This is a genomic window from Parageobacillus caldoxylosilyticus NBRC 107762, from assembly GCF_000632715.1.
Lineage (GTDB): Bacteria > Bacillota > Bacilli > Bacillales > Anoxybacillaceae > Saccharococcus > Saccharococcus caldoxylosilyticus.
Map to the genome: position 1 here is coordinate 1 of NZ_BAWO01000074.1, position 17,747 is coordinate 17,747.

At 40.4% G+C, this 17,747-nt stretch carries 14 protein-coding genes and 1 riboswitch; of the genes, 1 reads left to right on the top strand and 13 read right to left on the bottom strand.

Going from position 1 to position 17,747, the window contains the following annotated elements; translation table 11 throughout:
• Positions 1 to 252: 252 nt before the first annotated feature.
• The 5 genes from GCA01S_RS17225 to GCA01S_RS17245 all read right to left on the bottom strand — a co-directional run bounded on the left by GCA01S_RS17225 (position 253) and on the right by GCA01S_RS17245 (position 7,408).
• Positions 253 to 1,587, bottom strand: coding sequence for a dihydrolipoamide acetyltransferase family protein (locus tag GCA01S_RS17225; protein WP_042411859.1), 1,335 nt, complete (start codon positions 1,585 to 1,587; stop codon positions 253 to 255).
• 27 nt (positions 1,588 to 1,614) lie between these two features.
• Positions 1,615 to 2,634 carry an alpha-ketoacid dehydrogenase subunit beta gene (locus GCA01S_RS17230; RefSeq protein ID WP_042411861.1) on the bottom strand — a complete coding sequence of 340 codons (1,020 nt, stop codon included), beginning with the start codon at positions 2,632 to 2,634 and terminating at the stop codon, positions 1,615 to 1,617.
• 26 nt (positions 2,635 to 2,660) lie between these two features.
• Positions 2,661 to 3,668 (bottom strand): thiamine pyrophosphate-dependent dehydrogenase E1 component subunit alpha, encoded by a 1,008-nt coding sequence (locus tag GCA01S_RS17235; RefSeq protein WP_042411863.1) that lies wholly within the window; start codon positions 3,666 to 3,668, stop codon positions 2,661 to 2,663.
• Positions 3,669 to 3,929: 261 nt separating this feature from the next.
• Positions 3,930 to 5,858: a sigma-54-dependent Fis family transcriptional regulator gene (locus GCA01S_RS17240; RefSeq protein WP_042411864.1), complete on the bottom strand. Its 1,929-nt coding sequence runs from the start codon at positions 5,856 to 5,858 to the stop codon at positions 3,930 to 3,932.
• Between the two features lie 419 nt (positions 5,859 to 6,277).
• Positions 6,278 to 7,408 (bottom strand): RNA-guided endonuclease InsQ/TnpB family protein, encoded by a 1,131-nt coding sequence (locus GCA01S_RS17245; protein ID WP_042411865.1) that lies wholly within the window; start codon positions 7,406 to 7,408, stop codon positions 6,278 to 6,280.
• 145 nt (positions 7,409 to 7,553) lie between these two features.
• Here GCA01S_RS17245 and GCA01S_RS19635 point away from each other — a divergent pair, with 145 nt between their 5' ends.
• Positions 7,554 to 7,931, top strand: a complete 378-nt coding sequence (locus GCA01S_RS19635) for a YmaF family protein (protein WP_071997971.1) — start codon at positions 7,554 to 7,556, stop codon at positions 7,929 to 7,931.
• A gap of 383 nt (positions 7,932 to 8,314) precedes the next feature.
• Here the strand turns inward: GCA01S_RS19635 and GCA01S_RS17255 are convergent, their stop codons facing one another.
• The 8 genes from GCA01S_RS17255 to GCA01S_RS17290 all read right to left on the bottom strand — a co-directional run bounded on the left by GCA01S_RS17255 (position 8,315) and on the right by GCA01S_RS17290 (position 16,950).
• A complete protein-coding gene (locus tag GCA01S_RS17255; protein WP_042411869.1) occupies positions 8,315 to 9,640 on the bottom strand; it encodes a Na+/H+ antiporter NhaC family protein in 1,326 nt (441 codons plus the stop codon).
• Positions 9,641 to 9,749: 109 nt separating this feature from the next.
• Positions 9,750 to 9,855: riboswitch (SAM riboswitch) on the bottom strand.
• A gap of 167 nt (positions 9,856 to 10,022) precedes the next feature.
• Positions 10,023 to 10,679 carry a TetR/AcrR family transcriptional regulator gene (locus tag GCA01S_RS17260; RefSeq protein ID WP_017437767.1) on the bottom strand — a complete coding sequence of 219 codons (657 nt, stop codon included), beginning with the start codon at positions 10,677 to 10,679 and terminating at the stop codon, positions 10,023 to 10,025.
• A gap of 15 nt (positions 10,680 to 10,694) precedes the next feature.
• Positions 10,695 to 11,492, bottom strand: a complete 798-nt coding sequence (locus GCA01S_RS17265) for an ABC transporter permease subunit (protein WP_017437766.1) — start codon at positions 11,490 to 11,492, stop codon at positions 10,695 to 10,697.
• Entirely contained in the window at positions 11,482 to 12,378 is an 897-nt protein-coding gene (locus tag GCA01S_RS17270) for an ABC transporter ATP-binding protein (RefSeq protein WP_042411871.1), read from the bottom strand. The genes GCA01S_RS17265 and GCA01S_RS17270 overlap by 11 nt, the downstream gene beginning before the upstream one ends.
• A 497-nt stretch (positions 12,379 to 12,875) precedes the next feature.
• A complete protein-coding gene (gene trpB, locus GCA01S_RS17275; protein WP_042411872.1) occupies positions 12,876 to 14,042 on the bottom strand; it encodes a tryptophan synthase subunit beta in 1,167 nt (388 codons plus the stop codon).
• A 543-nt stretch (positions 14,043 to 14,585) separates the two neighbouring features.
• Positions 14,586 to 14,963: a hypothetical protein gene (locus tag GCA01S_RS17280; RefSeq protein ID WP_042411874.1), complete on the bottom strand. Its 378-nt coding sequence runs from the start codon at positions 14,961 to 14,963 to the stop codon at positions 14,586 to 14,588.
• A gap of 345 nt (positions 14,964 to 15,308) precedes the next feature.
• Positions 15,309 to 16,256 carry a DUF6454 family protein gene (locus GCA01S_RS17285; protein ID WP_052510063.1) on the bottom strand — a complete coding sequence of 316 codons (948 nt, stop codon included), beginning with the start codon at positions 16,254 to 16,256 and terminating at the stop codon, positions 15,309 to 15,311.
• A gap of 349 nt (positions 16,257 to 16,605) precedes the next feature.
• Positions 16,606 to 16,950 (bottom strand): hypothetical protein, encoded by a 345-nt coding sequence (locus tag GCA01S_RS17290; RefSeq protein ID WP_017437759.1) that lies wholly within the window; start codon positions 16,948 to 16,950, stop codon positions 16,606 to 16,608.
• Between the last annotated feature and the right edge of the window lie 797 nt (positions 16,951 to 17,747).

Here is a 17,747-nt window from a genome sequence, read left to right on the forward strand (position 1 = left end):
ACGGGTTAATTGATATATTTTTATTGTACATTTTATGATAATTGTTGCAAAATAATGAAAAGAAGCCATCTTTGGGAGAACGGTGCCAGGCACCGTTCAGAAAGTGAAAGTGAGATTAGTTCAAAAATGAGGAAGCTGTTTTGGTTCTTCAAATAGATGAAAAGCAAAAAAGGACCCTGAGGAATTTCCCAGGGTCCCTGTTTGCTTGTATTCGCCTACAACAAAAGAAAACCATCCTGTTTGCCGGAATTTTTATATTACAAATAACAAATCCGGTTCGCTTAAATATTTTTTCAATTCATTTAAAGCTTTTTGCGCTAAAACGCCATCGATTAACCGATGGTCATAGCTGAGTGATAAAGCCATCATCGAAGCGATTTCAATCGAATCATTGATCACGACAGGTTTCTTCTCAATTCTGCCGATTCCTAAAATACATGATTCTGGATGATGGATAATCGGCGTAAACCAGGAACCATCCGCTGATCCGATGTTCGATATCGTACACGTGGATCCTGTCATTTCATCCGCTTTGATGGAACCATCTCTTGCTTTTGTTGAAAGTTCCTGGATCTCTTTGGCGATTTGAAATAACGACTTTTGATCTGCGTGTTGAATCACCGGAACGACAAGGCCACGGTCGGTATCAGCTGCGAATCCGATATGATATTCATCCTTTAAGATAATTTCTTCTCGTTCATCGTCCAATGAAGCATTTAACATCGGGTATTTTTTCAGCACAGCAGTTAATGCTTTGACTACATAAGCTAAATAGGTGAGTTTAATTCCCTCTTCATCCGCAAATGGTTTTACTCTTTGGCGATGGGACACAAGATTTGTTACATTGGCCTCATCAAAATGAGTCACATGCGGGATCACCGATTTTGAATGAACCATGGCGTTTGCAATCGCTTTTCGAATGCCAGTAAGCGGGATTCTTCGTTGACTTTGTGTGATGGCCTCTTTTTTCGTTGTTTCCTTGCTGGCTGCCGCTTCTTTCTCTGCTTCTGTATGTTCTAATTTTCGTTTGGCGATGACAGCCTCAACATCGCTTTTTAGTATTCTTCCGTTCGGCCCGGTTGGTGTCACCTCATCAAGGTTCACATTGTGTTCTCGTGCGAATTTGCGCACGGATGGTGCTGCTTTTACAAACCGGTTTAGTTGTTTTTCGTTTTCGCCTTGTTTTGCCGCGTTTCGAATGTCTTCTTCCGTGATTTTGCCGTTAGGCCCGGTTGGAGTGACAAGGCGCCAATCGACCCCGAGTTCTTTGGCTAATTTTTTTACACGCGGAGTAGCCTTTCTCTCCACCGGAACCTCTTGTACCACTTTTGGTTGTTCCTCTGATGAAGCTGCTGTTTCAATGATGGCCAATACATCTCCAACCGCGGCAGTTTCACCTCTTTTTTTTCGGATTTCTTTTACAACACCGGAATCTGGAGCCTCAATTTCCGAAACAGCTTTTTCTGTTTGAACTTCAACGAGCGTATCGTTTTTTTCTACGGAATCACCTTCTGAAACGTGCCAGAAGGTGATCAAGCTTTCATCATGAGCATCGGATAGTCGAGGCAATTTTACTTCTATTAACATGGCTACCTCCTGTAATGGAAATCGATTTTATTCATTTACTAGTTTCATTGCTTCGTGAAAAATTTTGTCTGCATTTGGCAAGACAAATTGTTCAAGCGGACGGCTGTATGGAATTGGCACATCCGGAACAGCTAATCTTCTGACCGGCGCATCTAAATCATACAAACCTTCTTCAGCGGCGATTGCGGCGATTTCCGCCGTCATTCCGTATGATAAGTAATCTTCATCGACAACAAGCAAACGATGCGTCTTTTTAATCGACTGAAGGATCGTTTCGCGGTCTAACGGAACGAGTGAACGCAAATCGATGACTTCCGCTTGAATTCCATGTTGTTCCAGTTTTTTCGCAGCTTCTAAAACATGATGGGTCGTCATTTGGATGCCCACAATCGTAATGTCTGTCCCTTCTCTTACCACTTTTGCCTTGCCGATTGGCACAGTGTACGCTTCTTCCGGAACATGTCCAACGGATGCGTCCAATTGATCCATCCATCCTAATCCTTGCAATGTTTTGTGATACATAAAGACGACTGGATTATCATCCCGGATGGCGGAAATCATCATTCCTTTCAAATCATACGGAGTGGATGGCGCCACCACTTTCATTCCCGGCAGGTGGGCAAAAGTGGCATATAATGTTTGGGAATGCTGGGCAGCATCGCTGTATCCTCCGCCAACGGCGGTCATTAACACGATCGGCAGCTTAACCCGGCCCCCTGACATATACGGAATTTTTGCCATATGGTTATAAATTTGGTCCATACAGACGCCGAAGAAATCGACGAACATTAATTCGACAATCGGACGCATTCCTTCTGCAGCCGCTCCAATCGCAGCGCCAATAAAAGCCGTTTCAGAAATCGGTGTATCGATCACCCGTTCAGGACCGAACTGTTGAAATAATCCTTCGGTTGCTCCGAAAATCCCTCCGTATACACCGACATCCTCCCCCATGACAAATACGTTTGGATCTCTTTCCATTTCTAATCTAATCGCTTCTGCAATCGCTTTATTTCCCGTCAATAAGCGTTGCTTTGTTTTTTGCATTTTTACGACCCCTTTCCATATAGTGATTAGACAAAAAGATCCTTTAAAGCATCTTCCGGTTCAGGATAATCGCTTTCGCGCGCGAACTGATAAGCGGCTTCGACTTCTTGCTTTGCCTTATTTTCCAGTTCGATTAACTGTTGTTCTTCTATTCCGTATTCTTGGATTAAGATTTGGCGCATACGAACAATCGGGTCTTTTTCTCTTAGTAAAGTAACTTCGTTTTTATCTCTGTAAACTTCTGGATCTCCTTGGAAATGCCCTAAATAACGGTAAGTTTCGATTTCAATAATCGATGGCCCCTCTCCCTTTCTCGCTCGTTCCACTGCTTCTTTTGAAACGTGGTACATTTCGATCGGATCATTATCTTTCACATAATATCCTTTCATTCCATAAGCAACAGCTCTTATATCATTGGATGGGACGGATGTGGATGCGGACTTAGGGACAGAAATTCCGTATTGATTGTTTTCAATCACGACAATAAGCGGCAAGTTCCACAGTGCTGCCATATTTAAAGATTCATGGAAAGCTCCTTGGTTGGCCGCTCCTTCCCCAATAAAAGCAACCGCTACCCAATCCGTCCCTTTTTTCTTCGCTGCAAGCGCCGCCCCAAGTGCATGTGGAATGCCCGCTCCGACAATTCCTCCGCAGGAAAATTTGACATCTGGATCAAATAAGTGCATATGCCCGCCTTTGCCTTTTCCGAGTCCAGTCACTTTCCCAAAGATTTCGGCGGTCATTCTATTTAAATCTACTCCTTTTGCGATCGCGTGATGGTGCGGACGGTGCGGGGACGTTACCGTATCTTCTTTCTTTAGATGAACACATATACCGACAGCGGCCGGTTCTTGCCCCGTCGCCAAATGCATTTCACCCGGTACAGGCCCTGCACCGATATTAAAGACAGGGTTTTTTCCTTCGGCGTAAGCTTCTGCCATTTTGTCCTCGTAATAACGAATTTTGTACATTGTTTCGTACATCCAAGTAAGATGATCCAAAGAAATCGTCGCCAACTTGCACTCCTCCTTCATTGAAAATAAAACGTTTTCATCTCTATTAATACGCAAAAAACGTGCCAACACAGACGAATGAGGGGAAGGAAGCTATTGAATATGAAATTGATCAATTTGCCACAAATAGTTTCATCGTTCTATCAAAAAATCTAGAAATTTTTTACGAGATAATAGATTCAATTAATATTCTTTCAGTAAAAAGAAACAAAGTGTCCCATTTTGGAACACTTTGTTGCCACATATTGATACAATTTGATACAAAATGAAACAATAATTTTGTTAATAAGCAATGTTAAATTTTTTCATTTGTCGATAAAAAGTGCTTCTGGAAATTCCCAAATGTTTGGCTGCTTTCGTGATATTCCCATTACATAAACATAACGCCTGGACAATAGACTGTTTTTTGATCTCATCTCTATGTACCAACATCTCCTCCTTTTTTTGCCCTGGAAACATTTGAAACACTTCTTCCGGTAAATCTTTTGCAGACAAAATTGGTTTTGTATTCCGATTTAACGTTCTTTCTAGTATGTTTTGCAATTCCCGAATATTCCCTGGCCAGTCGTACTGAATGAGAGCTTCTAAAAAGTCTTGTCGGATTTCTGGAAACGGTTTGTTTAATTTTTTGCAAAGCCTACCGATAAAGTGACGGACAAGAAGCGGTATATCCTCTTTTCTTTCCCGCAAAGGAGGCAGGGTAATCGGCATGACATTGAGACGAAAGAACAGATCTTCCCTGAAGCTTCCCTTTTGAACTTCCTCACGGAGATTTTTGTTCGTAGCTGCAATAATCCGGACATCCACCGGTATCACTTTATGGCCGCCGATCCGCATTACTTCTTTTTCCTGAATGACCCGTAAAAGAAGGACCTGCATTTCCAAAGACATTTCACCAATTTCATCTAAAAAGAGAGTGCCGCCGTCAGCAAGTTCGAATTTTCCTGCACTTCCTCCTTTTTTGGCTCCAGTAAAAGCACCCTCCACATAGCCAAACAGCTCGCTGCCAAGAAGATCGCGAGGGATTCCGCCGCAATTGATGGCAATAAACGGTTTGTTTTTTCTCTTGCTTGCATTATGGATTGCTTGTGCAAGCATTTCTTTTCCCGTCCCGCTTTCCCCTAATATTAAAACGTTTGAATCGGTCTCTGCGGCAAGTTTGGCTTCATTCAGTTTTTGAATGAAATGAGGATGCTGCCCGATAATATCATCAAACGTTATTTTTGCCTGGTTTCCGGATAAGTGATTGACAAATTGGCGCACTTTTTGGATTTCTTTCACCATGATCATCGAACCAATCCAATGTTTGTCTTTATAGATGGGGATTTTATCGACCATTACATGATGGGTATTTCTTGATGGCTTCACCTTTAAATGGAGTTCTTGGTTTTGCAGATAGACAGGCTTATTGGAGACAATGGATTTATTTATAAAAATTTCGTTGATCTTTTTCCCTTCTAGGTGCGACTGATCAAGACAAAGGAGCTTCTTCAGCTGATCGTTGGCCTTTATAATTTTTCCTTCCGTATCAATAATTAGGATGCTTTCTTTCATATTATTGGTTGTCGCTTCCAGAAACCTTTGCATCATGATATTTTTTTCCGTATTTTCATTTAATTTTAATTGATACTCAATAGCTTTGACCGCTGAAACCACCATCCCTAATGTGTGGGGATGCACCTTTTCATATGGGCCGGAGACATTTAATACTCCGATAATGTTGCCTTTTGAATCATGAATCGGAGCCGCGGAACAAGTCCATGATTGGCATATTTGCGAATAATGTTCCTCCGCAAATATCTGTACAGGTTGATCAATAACAATGGATGTTCCAATCGCATTGGTACCCATGGTTTGTTCGCTCCAATCCGCCCCCTCGACAAAACCAATTTGAACAGCCATTTTTAGAGTATCCGGATCGCCAATTGATTTTAATAGCTGACCTTTTTCATTGCAAAGGATGACTAAAAATCCGGACCCCTTTACGATGGAATAGAGCCCTTCCATTAATGGCATGGACCAATCAATAAGGTTTTTGTACCGTTCCGTTTCAATTTTTTTTATTTGGCCATATGGCTGAAAAGGGTCTACCTTCCATTTTTTTGATCGAATCCATGAGTCTTTGACAATGGAAGAAAGCTTTTCATCTAGTTCATCTTCAAAAATAAAGCGCTTCCACATTTCTTTGACAGCCTCCCGCCGACTGTTCATGTCAACACACCTCCGCAACATATGAACAGTTTGGTGGCTCCTATAGTAAAATAAACAAAAATTTCGCTGGTGTTTGAAATGTGCAACTTGTTCACCTGCTGTTTTTTTCTATTATTTTAGCATTAAACATCATCAACTGGTTATAAAAAATTGTGACAATTCAGCTATTCCATCTGTTTCCATGGCTCTAAATTCTTCTTTTGCTTTGCGGCAAACAAAAGGAATCCGATCCAATTACCTATAACATCGATACACTCCTCATCATATGATATATGGAAAGTCAACTACCCCCACTTAGCCTAACGGTTTGAAGTGGGAGCTTGTGACTGCCCAGTAGTGCAAGCGTCATTTTGACTCCTACCTCTTTTCGTTCCAAAAATGGAGCGTGGCGTCACATTAGGGGCAGATTGACAGCTGCCCTACAGACGGAGACCTGCTCCGCCTGTAACAGCGGAAATGTATTCGATGCCTTTCCGCTGGAGATTCATTGCCCCGATGCGGTCATCGTTGGAACGGTAACCACAATTGCGGCAACAAAACAAGTGTTTCCTTTTGTCCCGGTTGGCTCTTTCGGTATGGCCGCATTTTGGGCAGGTCTGTGAGGTGAATTTAGGATCCACCGCTATTACTTTCGAACCATTCCGCATAGCCTTGTATTCCAGCATTTCCCGAAGTTGGCGGAACGCCCAGGATACCGTCACATAGCGGTCTTTCAGTCGCACTCTCTCGGTTGCGTGGCGGACACCGGTTAAATCTTCGATTACGAATAACGTGTTCGGTCCGTATTTTTCAACGAGTGCCTTACTAACGGAGTGATTGATGTCCGTCATCCAACGGTTTTCTCGTTGACCGATTTTCTTCAGGCTCCTTCTGGCGGAGGTGGTGCCCCGTTTTTGCAGCTCTTGCCGCAACCGTTGATAGTGGCTGCGTTTCTGTTTGACCGCTTTTCCTCTGAAAAATGTGGTCTTACCCTGGGAATCGTAAGCGGTGCAAAGGAAATTGACCCCAAAATCCACCCCAACCACTTGGCGGATATTTCCTAGATCGACATCTTCCACTTGTTTGAACACCGGGATATGGAGGAACCATTTCTTGTTTTTGTATATTAATTTGGCCGTTCCGAATTTCCAGATACCATCAAAGTATCGTTCCATTCCCTTTCGTTCAAAGGAAACTTTAATACGACCATGTAGGGTGTTGATGGAGAACACGTCCCCACAAAGGGTGTAATCCCGATGCCAAACTAAATCGTATTCCCCTTTTTTGAAACAGACCAAGTTCCATTGATGCCCATTGGATTGAAGCGACTTATAGCGGGCAATTACGGTTTTGACGACGGACTGGGCCATTTGAGATTTCAGAGAAAATACACTCCGCAAATGGCGATAAGTCAGGTCATGTAATTTTCGTTGTTTGAGGATTTTATTTTGGAAAACCATGTTTGAAACATATTGACATCCTCTTTGATAAGCGGAACGTGTTTCATGCAGGAGCGTCTCTTGCTCCGGGGAGGGGTTCAATTTCACTTTGGCGGTCAAGGTCAATTCCATGGGTTCACCCCCTTTTGGTAAATAGTTCATTAATTCTATTATACTACTTTAGTGAAATATCATGGCGATTCCTCCCCACCTGAAAAACGGAGCATTCAGGTGGGGTCTCCTCGCCAAATATTTGATGAATGAAAGGAGAAAAACAATGGAAATACCTGTAAATGGATACTTGGTTCATTCTGATGATTCCGACTCCTATCACTCGCATAACCTGTATATTACTACTTGGGATGGCAGGCCTGTGCATGTTCACCAATTCTCTGGGGTTACTTCTTTTGACGTAGGCCATAGCCATAAATTTGTTGGCGTGACAGAACCTGCGCCAAGCGGTGTTCCGCATACACACCGTTATTTTACATTTACCTCCTTCGATGATGGACATAGACATGAGATAAGGGGCGTTACCGGACCGGCTATTCCACTTCCAGGCGGAGGGCATTATCACGAATTTTCCGGCGTTACAACCATCAGCGGACGAATTCCCCACTCGCATCGATACAGAGGAAAAACAAGCGGTGGATAAAACTCGATGTTAACCAAGCCGCGTATCAAGTAGTTGCCTCAAAATAATGTGATAATGGTATAAGTCAGTGAGCTTTTGTATACTTCCATCCTAACTTAAATCATAGAAAAACCACTAACAGAATAAACAGGGGTTCAATCGAATGATGAAAAACAAACAGCCACGTCCCTCATCTGGCTTTCCACAAAATCGTAGTAGATTAGTTTAAAGAGAAAGTGAAGAAAAAATATATTTTTTGACGGAGCAACTATGACTTGTTTAAGTAGTGATAGTCACTATTTTGGACTGTGGTTATGAAAGAAGGAAATCATCTCACAAACGGAAACGCTCACATATCAGAGCACCCCCATAAAGAAAAGGTCTCCATATCAGAGACCTATTCTTTATATCGCTTTATTCGCTTGTAAGTCCACCTTCACTTCTTTTGGCGTTTTCAATTTTGGATAGTCAAACACAATCGCAAGCATACCACAAACTCCAATTAAGATTGGATAGAATGAATACTGCAAAATGCTTAATGGTGAAATGGAAGCAACACCTGCTGCCAAAAGCATTTGCGCACCGTATGGGATGAGCCCTTGGAAACAGCATGAGAAAATATCTAATATGCTGGCAGATTTACGCGGATCAATGTCATATTGATCTGCAATGTTTTTCGCAAGTGGGCCAGCAATTAAAATGGAAATCGTATTGTTTGCGGTTGAAAGATTTGTTAAACTCACTAACCCTGCGATACCAAATTGTGCTCCTTTTTTCGACTTTACATTTCTTGTTACTAATTGAAGTAAATAATCAATTCCACCGTTATGTTTAATGACTTCCACCATACCGGAAATTAAAATCGCAAGCAGCGACAATTCTTGCATTCCAGCGACCCCGTCACCGATGGCTTGAATGAGGCCCATTGCATTATAGCTTCCATCAAGAAGGCCGATGATCCCTGCTAATAAAATGCCGCCTGCTAACACAACTAGTACATTGACACCCATTAATGCAGTCACCAATACACCAAGGTAAGGCAAAATTTTTATCCAATTAAAAGATTGATTCGTCATTTCCGCTTGCTCTCCAGCAGTAAATATCCAGAAAAGAACGATGGTGATAATGGCTGCTGGTAAAACGATGAAAAAGTTCACCTTAAACTTATCTTTCATTTTCGTATTTTGTGTTCGTACTGCCGCAATCGTTGTGTCTGAGATAAAAGATAAGTTGTCTCCAAACATGGCACCGCCAATGACAGCTGCCATCGATAATGCCAAAGAAATATCCGTTTGTTCGCTGATTCCGACTCCAATCGGCGCTAATGCTACAATCGTTCCCATAGAAGTCCCCAGCGAAATGGAGATAAAACATCCAATGATAAATAAACCGACTATTAATAAATTTTGCGGAATAACGGAAAGAGCTAAGTTGACCGTTGATTCAACAGCCCCCATTTTTTTGGTTACTTCCGAAAATGCCCCTGCTAATAAGAAAATGATGACCATTAACATAACATCGGCATTTCCAGCCCCTTTGGTGAACACTTCAACCTTCTTCGTTAAAGACTCTTTCGGATTCATCATCAACGAAATACTTGCCGCAATCAAAATCGCCACAATGACTGGAAATTTATAAAAATCACCCGTAACAATTCCTGCACCAATGAACAACACTAAAAAGACAACAAACGGAAATAACGCAAATAGATTTCCTTTTTTTAACTCCACTCTTTCCACCTCATTTTATATTTTTTCGAAGGGCCTATTCACATAGAGAAAAGGCCTCTTCTTATCTGAACATAAGAAGAGGCCTTATACGTATCTATATAAGAAACCCTTCTTATCTTTCAAGCATGATGCTTGCTGGATTTGGCACAGCACTCGAAACCGAGTCCGCTGCCGAGACTTCTTCGGGCCAGTCCCTCCGCCTCTCTAGATAAGAAGATGAACGGTCGTATTTCGTTGTAAAAACAACTAAAAGGTTACAACATATTCATCTGTTGCGCAATACACCTTGAGAATGTCTTATTTTTAAATAATTTTCAACAAATCTTAAAATAATATGCAAAAATCCCGTAGCTAAACGCCACGGGAAAAGAAAGCAAAAATTCTATTCTGATTTATAGATCCCATATTTCACAATCTTAAGATAATCATTCAGCTCTCTTATCACAGACTCCGTCATATTAATGATATCAATTTGCTTATTTTTGTATAGAGCCAAATACTTATTAGACAGCTGTTCAGCGATAAACATGGTCATGCGGATCACGGTATCCACGGAGATATCCTCTCTAAGTTTTTCCGTTTGGATCAGGTCTTTAATATAAACATGCTCTAGCAAAAAATCTTCCTGATAAGCTTCGTAGTATTTCTTAATGATTTCTTCCATTTCCTCCTTTACTGCCACAGGAGGATTGATGAAGGCATCCGTGATAAACTGAGTTTCTTGGAGGTACTGAACCGTCAGTTTTTGTTTCAACAGGACGATTTCTTTGATCCTTTCAAAGAAATCATCAGATTGAATTTTTTTCAATTCTTCCATTGCTATTTCCGTCAGAAAGTCCTTCACATAATTCACTAAATAAAGGTACAAGTTTTTCTTGCTCCTAAAATAATGGAAAAGGAGCCCTTTAGAAATTCCCGCCCGTTTCGTAATGACATCTGTAGAGGCTTTTTCATAGCCATTTTTCACAAATTCCTCGATGGCCACTTTGATTATCAGGTCTTTTTTTTCTTGTGGCTGCTTTTCAAAAGCTGAATACAATTCTAACACCTCTTATTAGACTGCAATATCTTTCTTTCTATATACCATATATGCAGTGAATATACTAATCAAAATGACCGCAGCCATAATAAAGATATACAGAGGCTTCAGCTCGTTATCATTAATAATGGAGGCGGCGTCCACATATTTAAACGGGCTGAAATATTTTAGGAACTCTAAGTCTTCCGATATCCCTGCCATCACATTCATAAAGTAGGCAGCTAGGACAATCCCCAGTGAGATGGAAAGGATATTTCGTGTTTTTTTCATGAGCGATGACAACATAAAGGCAATAGCACCGAAAGTCAAATGAAGCAATATCGTTGCGACAATTAGCAAACTAAACGTGTCAGTCGGAACATCTGGGTCTTTTGCAAATTGAAATCCAATGATACTTGCTATCGTCGAAATCCCGTTAAAGATCAAAATATTTACCAAAACGGCCAGAAGTTTTTCTGTTACGATTTGGCTTCTTGTGACAGGCTTTGACAACAAAAATTCAATCGTTTTTTCATTTTCTTCCTTGGCAAGGATATTGGATGCAAGAATTGCCGAGTATATGCTTCCCAAAAGGGTAGTCATCATATAGATTTCTACACCGTAAAATCCCATCAAATCTCCCATGTTTAGCTCATTCATTCCAAACGCTTTTTTAATCGATTCCGGATAGGACTCAAGCAGCTTTGTCATTTCTTTTTGCTGCTCGGCAAACTGAGGATAAATACTTAGCGTTAATAAAATAAGACCGCTGAGTACGATGCTCCAAATGATTAATGATTTTAAATTTCGTTTCAACTCTCTCTTAAAAATCATTGTCAACCCCGCCCTTCTCATAGTAATGCATAAATACTTCTTCGAGAGTCGGCTCTTCGATTAACAAATCCTTAATCGGCAGGGCATTCAATTTATTTAGAAGCGCCTTTATGTCCCCGCTGTAAAGCAACGTTATTTCATTTCCTTTTACTTCTTTCTTCACTATTCCTTCCAGTTTGAGGTCTATTGGTTCCGCTCGTTCAAATGTAATCGTGATATATTTCAAATTTTTCTTCGTAAGATTTTCAATCGTTTCTACTTTAACAAGTTCCCCTTCCTTAATAATGGCGACCCGATCACACATCTTTTGCACTTCAGAAAGAATATGGGAGGAGAAAAAGATCGTTGTCCCCTTCTTTCTTTCCTCTGCAAGAAGTTCAAAAAAGGTGTTTTGCATCAGCGGGTCGAGTCCGCCTGTCGGTTCGTCCAATATAAGAAGTTTTGGCTCATGCAAAAGCGCCTGGACAATCCCCACCTTTTTTCGATTACCAAACGAGAGATCTTCGATTTTTTTATGGAGATCCAAGTCAAGTCTTTCCGCCAGTTCTTTCATTCTCTTCGGATTAAATTTTTTATAAAAGCCAGCTGAGTATTTTAATAAGTCGATCACCTTCATATCATCGTAATAATGGACTTCAGACGGCAGATAGCCCACGTCTTGCCTTATTTCTTTTGAGTGCTTGATGATATCTTTTCCAAAAATAGTCGCACTCCCACTAGTCGGATAAATGAAATTTAACAGTGTTCGAATGGTTGTGCTCTTGCCTGCTCCGTTCGGACCGATAAACCCGAAAATTTCTCCTTCTTCAATGGAAAAGGTAAGGTTTTTAATTCCCCGGTTCTTTTTATAAGTCTTGGTCAAATTCTTGATATCTACAATTTTCATACATTCCTCTCCTTCGGGTGGCTTTGCATCCATTGACTGATCAGTCAATTCCATTATATAGAAATATTGACTCGTAAGTCAATGCATTTCAAAAAAATCTGCACGGTGGATAGCAATCCCTACAAAGAACACGACATAAACCATTTGCTCTCCAGTCTCAATGTCCTGTGTAACTCCACAGATGATGGAAGAAATTTATTTCTTCTATGAGGAGTGGAATAATAAAAAAATCCTTTACACAAGTGGACCAGCAAGGATTAGACTTGATATATTTATTTTGACATAGCCATTCTTTTTTCTTGATATCATATCATTAGAATCTTAAATCAGATACATGCCTGCGACACCATGTAAGATATTTCAATGACCATTAGCGAAAGTAATTCTTACCAACCGCCTTGTTATGGTAATGTTTAAAGCCACTTGACTATCCAAATAAAAGAGGCTGTCTCATATCCTGAGACAGCCTCCTGACACATTACAATTCTCCAAGTCGTTTATGCCTGTTTTAACATATGAAATACTTGCTCCACGTCTTTATCTCCACGTCCTGAAAGGTTGACGATAATGATTTGCTCTTTGCTTAATGCCGGCGCCAGCTTCAACGCATAAGCAACCGCATGGGCACTCTCAAGCGCTGGAATAATACCTTCCGTTTTCGATAAAAGTTGAAATGCTTCAAGAACTTCCTCATTTGTCACCGTATAATACTCGGCACGTCCTGAAACTTTCAGATGGCTGTGCTCAGGACCAATTCCCGGATAGTCAAGACCAGCGGCAATCGAATAAGTCGGCTGAGGATTTCCTTCTTCATCTAGCAACACTAAACATTTAAACCCATGAAGCACGGATGGGACACCTTTTGTAAGCGTCGCCGCTTTTTCCGGTTCGACGCCGATCAGACGTACGCTTGGTTCATCAATATAATGAGCAAACGCTCCAATCGCATTGCTTCCACCGCCAACGCAAGCGATGACGACATCAGGCAAACGTCCTTCTTTTTCCAAAATTTGCTGTTTACTTTCTTCGCTTATGACAGACTGAAAATGTTTAACGATACTTGGATACGGATGAGGTCCAACCGCTGAACCAAGCAAATAGAACATGTCCTTATAGTTTTGAACAAAGTCATTTAACGCTTCATCGACTGCATCCTTTAATCTTCCTTGTCCTTTTGATACCGGAACGACTTTTGCGCCTAAAAGCTCCATGCGAAACACATTTAATGCCTGGCGTCTTGTATCTTCCATACCCATATAAATGGTGCAATCCATGCCAAACATCGCACAAGCCGTCGCGGTGGCGACACCATGTTGTCCCGCCCCCGTTTCAGCGATGACGCGTTTCGCTCCCATTCGTTTCGCAAGCAAAATTTGTCCGATGACGTTATTGATTTTATGTGAACCTGTATGGTTCAAATCTTCACGCTTCAAATAAATTTTCGCCCCGCCTAAACGCTCGGTAAGCCGAGCTGCAAAAGTAAGCGGATTCTCACGCCCGACATACTCTTTTAAATAAAACTTGAATTCATCATTAAACTCTTGATCATCTTTGTACTTTAAAAACTGTTCTTCCAAGTAATCAAGCGCTTCCTGCAGTTCCGGCGGCACGAAACTCCCGCCAAACTCGCCAAAATAACCTTTTCTGCTCTGAACTAAACTCATTGCTCATCTCTCCTCTGCTTTTCAAACTTCATAATTAGGATATTCCTTTTGCCCATGGAAGTCAATAAATTTTCTGTATTTTCTTATAAATATTTTATCTCCTCAAGCCAGCCGGACGAACATAAAAAGAAAAATGTTCCCTTCCTGTTTCGAAAACATAAAGCGGTGCGGAAAAAATAAAGACGAAAACACTCTGTCTTAAATTGGCTAAAGAAATTCTCCATGCATTCATTGTCCCAACAGTTGCCTTTTCTCGACATACTGGCTTTCATCCCGTATCTTTGAAGTAGTTGGCAAAATTGGCAGAATGTGTCCTGGATGTTTCACCCAACGTCGAACCATGGAAAAATCAATGCTTCATTCTTTTTACCACTGTTTGGTATCCCATCTCTTCTTTTAGGTATAAATCCGCCGCTTTTTTCTTAAACGCGATATCATAGTTTTTGTCCATAAAAAAATCCCCTCCATAGCAAACAAATTTAGGTTCTTTCTGTCTACTATAAGGGAATCATATCATGTTAAGATGAGCACTTTTTTATGTGATTAATAGTTTTGAATAAACCCGTATGCTTTGCAACCGAAATCCGAATCATTTGGGTTGCAATCAAGGTGCAGGGAGTAGTATCCTCCAGGATTTGCCGAATAGATTAAAGGACCGATTGACCCGCCAGAACTTATAATTCCGCTTTTAATCGTAACACCGTCTTTTTTAAGATAATATCTTACGCTATACAAGCTGCCGGAATTCACCGTTACACCCCACCTGTATTTCCCGTTTGTAGGAACCCACAGTTTGCTGGATCCGTCTGCATAATCGCCGGGATCTAACCAAACGTTAACACTTGCCGCATATGCATTCGTCGTTGATGCAACAATGAATGCAAAACCGAGAAGCAAAGCCATCATTGATTTTTTCCACATATGTTCCAATTCCCTCCTAATTTATAAATTACAAAATGATGTTATCATAAACATTAATTTGTATAAAAGGTAATAAAATAATAAACATCTAGGAAAAAGGAATTGTTTTTATATTCACTCTATCTTTTACATAAAGTGGAAACGATCGCGGCAGGACGTTCACATGCAGAGAGAAGAAAGAAGATATTTTATTGCATTCATGAAGCGGCTTTTGGGGAAGAAGGAATAGCACCGGGTTTCTTAGTGAGGCAATCATATAACGAGCTATTCTTCCTATGCTTTTTGAAGAAGAATAGCTCTTTTTTCTATTTTACGATACAAGCTTCTATCAGGTCCTACTGTTTATTATTTAAGGTTGGTTGTTTCATACACCAGCAAGGACGCATCATCGTCATCCGGTACAGCATAAAGTCGCAGCCCTTGACCAGCACTCTCCAGAAACACCGGGTTACGGGTAATGACATGTCCTTGTGGAGAAAACTCCATTAATGGCACTTCATGAATCGTATTCAATCTTTTCATATCAAGCAAGGCTAATCCACCTAACTCGTAAGGCTTAGAATAGTCAGTTGCAGGGTTGGGCAGTTCAGTAATACCGCTGCAAACCATTTTACCTTGGCCTACACCTTCACAGTCCTGATAATCGATAAAGTGACTGGAGTTTTCTTTTACACGAAGCTGTTGGCCTTTTTCATTCCACTCATAGAATTTACGCGAGCCCCAGCTCACTCCTATAAGTTTTCCACTTTGGGCGTCACGAACCAGTCCGCCGATGTGGTCATTGACCCGGAATGCTTCTTCCACTTTCATGGTCTCATCATTTACTTTGTAAACAATGGAGTGGCTGTTGGGACGATATTCTGCCACAGGAACCCAGATGGATTTGCCGTCGAATGCAATGCCGCCCGGATGATAGATGATTCCTTCCCCCAGTTGGATGTCTTTCAGCAGCTTACCTTGTTTGTTAAAGACAAACAGGTGACCGACCCCTTTTCCAGGAGTACGATCATAGCCATCTTTGGGCTGGTCATACTTCACCGGTTTTTCGATGATTTCCACGGAGGACATATAATAGAGGTCTCCAATTCGAGTCATTCCTTGCGGGTGATAGGCATTAAATTGTAGATGAATCTTTTCTTTTTGCTGCCACTTCGTATCACGGGAAAGCTGCCGGAACTGATCGTCTAGTTTTTGCTCTTTTGTACTGGTAATGTGCGATTGAGGCATTGCTAGAACGGTAGATGCAATACCAATTAAAAGTGTTGTTGTAACGGTGAATACAATTTTTCGCACGATGATCCTCCTATTCAGTATAAAAATTTTTCCTTTTTCAATTCCATTTTATTTTTCCCGGATCATGCAAAAAGCCTTTCCCTGTAAATTTTACAGAAAATTGTTATGAGTTACTAACCTTGGATGTTAATTTGGATTGTGGCGCCTGAACTGTTATGCCGGCGTTTTATAGTGAAATACAGGTTCTTTTACAGGTTTAGTTTTCCAATTTTTTAACTTGTTTTTCAAGTAATCCTTTAAGAAGTCACGTTTCTTTTTTCGCCTTTTATTACGATTTTTCATGGAAAGTCATCACCCTTCAATCACCAAATAGATTCAGTTCACCTTTTTTCTTAAGGGAAAATCGATTTTAAGCTTCTTGACTTATTTGAGTATGATATGAATAGTACTGTTTACAGAATGTAATAGCTGCTTGAGCATTCTTTATTTTGCACTTTCTGCATAAATCAGCTAACATCAATAGTTGATAAGTCACGAGTTGTTGGTTATTCGTGGCAAGAACATAATAAATGATAGTGTTTATGACGGGTTGTGGTATATTCATTTCGCTCAACTTACGGAAAATATCTGAATGAGAACGGAGGGATGGAATGTATTCCTGGGCTTCTTTCAAAACTTCATCTGTTGTGTGCTCTTCCAAATAACGGGCTAATTTTCTCTCCTTTTCATCAAGTAGGCTGGTATCATAATTCATTTCCTTTTCTCCTTCCTAGCTACCGTTTCTAATCTATATTATTTTTTTAAGTCATCATCCTAGGCATTTTAATTACAGGGGGATTTTCAACTCCTTTCTTTCAAATCTAAAGTCATTATATAATAGCTTTTCTTAAAAATTTGTTGATAAATCCAATATTTACCTACTTTTAAAAGTACTTTCAACTTACCGTAATAAAATAAAAAAACTTTTCAATTATTACCTTATGTCTAAGGTAATAGCTGCACCTGTTGTGTTTTCCATTTTTGCATAACGGCTGACAACCTCCGATTTGATACAAAACCTTCATTAATTTATATGCATCATCATATAATGTAAATTTTGTTAAAATTTTGTTAAAATATAGGAACTTATTGTTAAAATTTTCATTGAATGATGTCCAAACATAAGGGGGAAACAGGAGAAATGATGGAAAAGGTCATTCCGGTTTTGTTTTGGCAAGTACTTTGACGGTTTCGACCGCATTGGCAGTATCGATTAACAAAATGAATCCTGAAAAGTGCTATGTAGGCGTTCAATTGTTGGGGATTAACGACTTTCACCGACAATTGACAACAACAAAGGAGACTGGCAGGAAGAGCAGATGATTTGGCTGCTTACTTACGAGCCAGTAAATCAAGGTAATATACAGTACGGTTTATTCGAGTGCAACTTCTATAGTTAAGAAAAATACTCAACTATTACAAAAATTTACAATATATAAATATAAAATTCATAATACTCAAACAATGTTATGGTCTAATGAAAGTAGATTTTTTATTAAAGGAGCATTCCTG

Coding starts and splice junctions, on each gene's coding strand:
- GCA01S_RS17265 (WP_017437766.1), bottom strand. CDS start 11,492: ATGATTTTTAAGAGAGAGTTGAAACGAAATTTAAAATCATTAATCATT.
- GCA01S_RS17235 (WP_042411863.1), bottom strand. CDS start 3,668: ATGAAGGAGGAGTGCAAGTTGGCGACGATTTCTTTGGATCATCTTACT.
- GCA01S_RS17230 (WP_042411861.1), bottom strand. CDS start 2,634: ATGCAAAAAACAAAGCAACGCTTATTGACGGGAAATAAAGCGATTGCA.
- GCA01S_RS17270 (WP_042411871.1), bottom strand. CDS start 12,378: ATGAAAATTGTAGATATCAAGAATTTGACCAAGACTTATAAAAAGAAC.
- GCA01S_RS17225 (WP_042411859.1), bottom strand. CDS start 1,587: ATGTTAATAGAAGTAAAATTGCCTCGACTATCCGATGCTCATGATGAA.
- GCA01S_RS19635 (WP_071997971.1), top strand. CDS start 7,554: ATGGAAATACCTGTAAATGGATACTTGGTTCATTCTGATGATTCCGAC.
- GCA01S_RS17280 (WP_042411874.1), bottom strand. CDS start 14,963: ATGTGGAAAAAATCAATGATGGCTTTGCTTCTCGGTTTTGCATTCATT.
- GCA01S_RS17240 (WP_042411864.1), bottom strand. CDS start 5,858: ATGAACAGTCGGCGGGAGGCTGTCAAAGAAATGTGGAAGCGCTTTATT.
- trpB (WP_042411872.1), bottom strand. CDS start 14,042: ATGAGTTTAGTTCAGAGCAGAAAAGGTTATTTTGGCGAGTTTGGCGGG.
- GCA01S_RS17245 (WP_042411865.1), bottom strand. CDS start 7,408: ATGGAATTGACCTTGACCGCCAAAGTGAAATTGAACCCCTCCCCGGAG.
- GCA01S_RS17290 (WP_017437759.1), bottom strand. CDS start 16,950: ATGAATTATGATACCAGCCTACTTGATGAAAAGGAGAGAAAATTAGCC.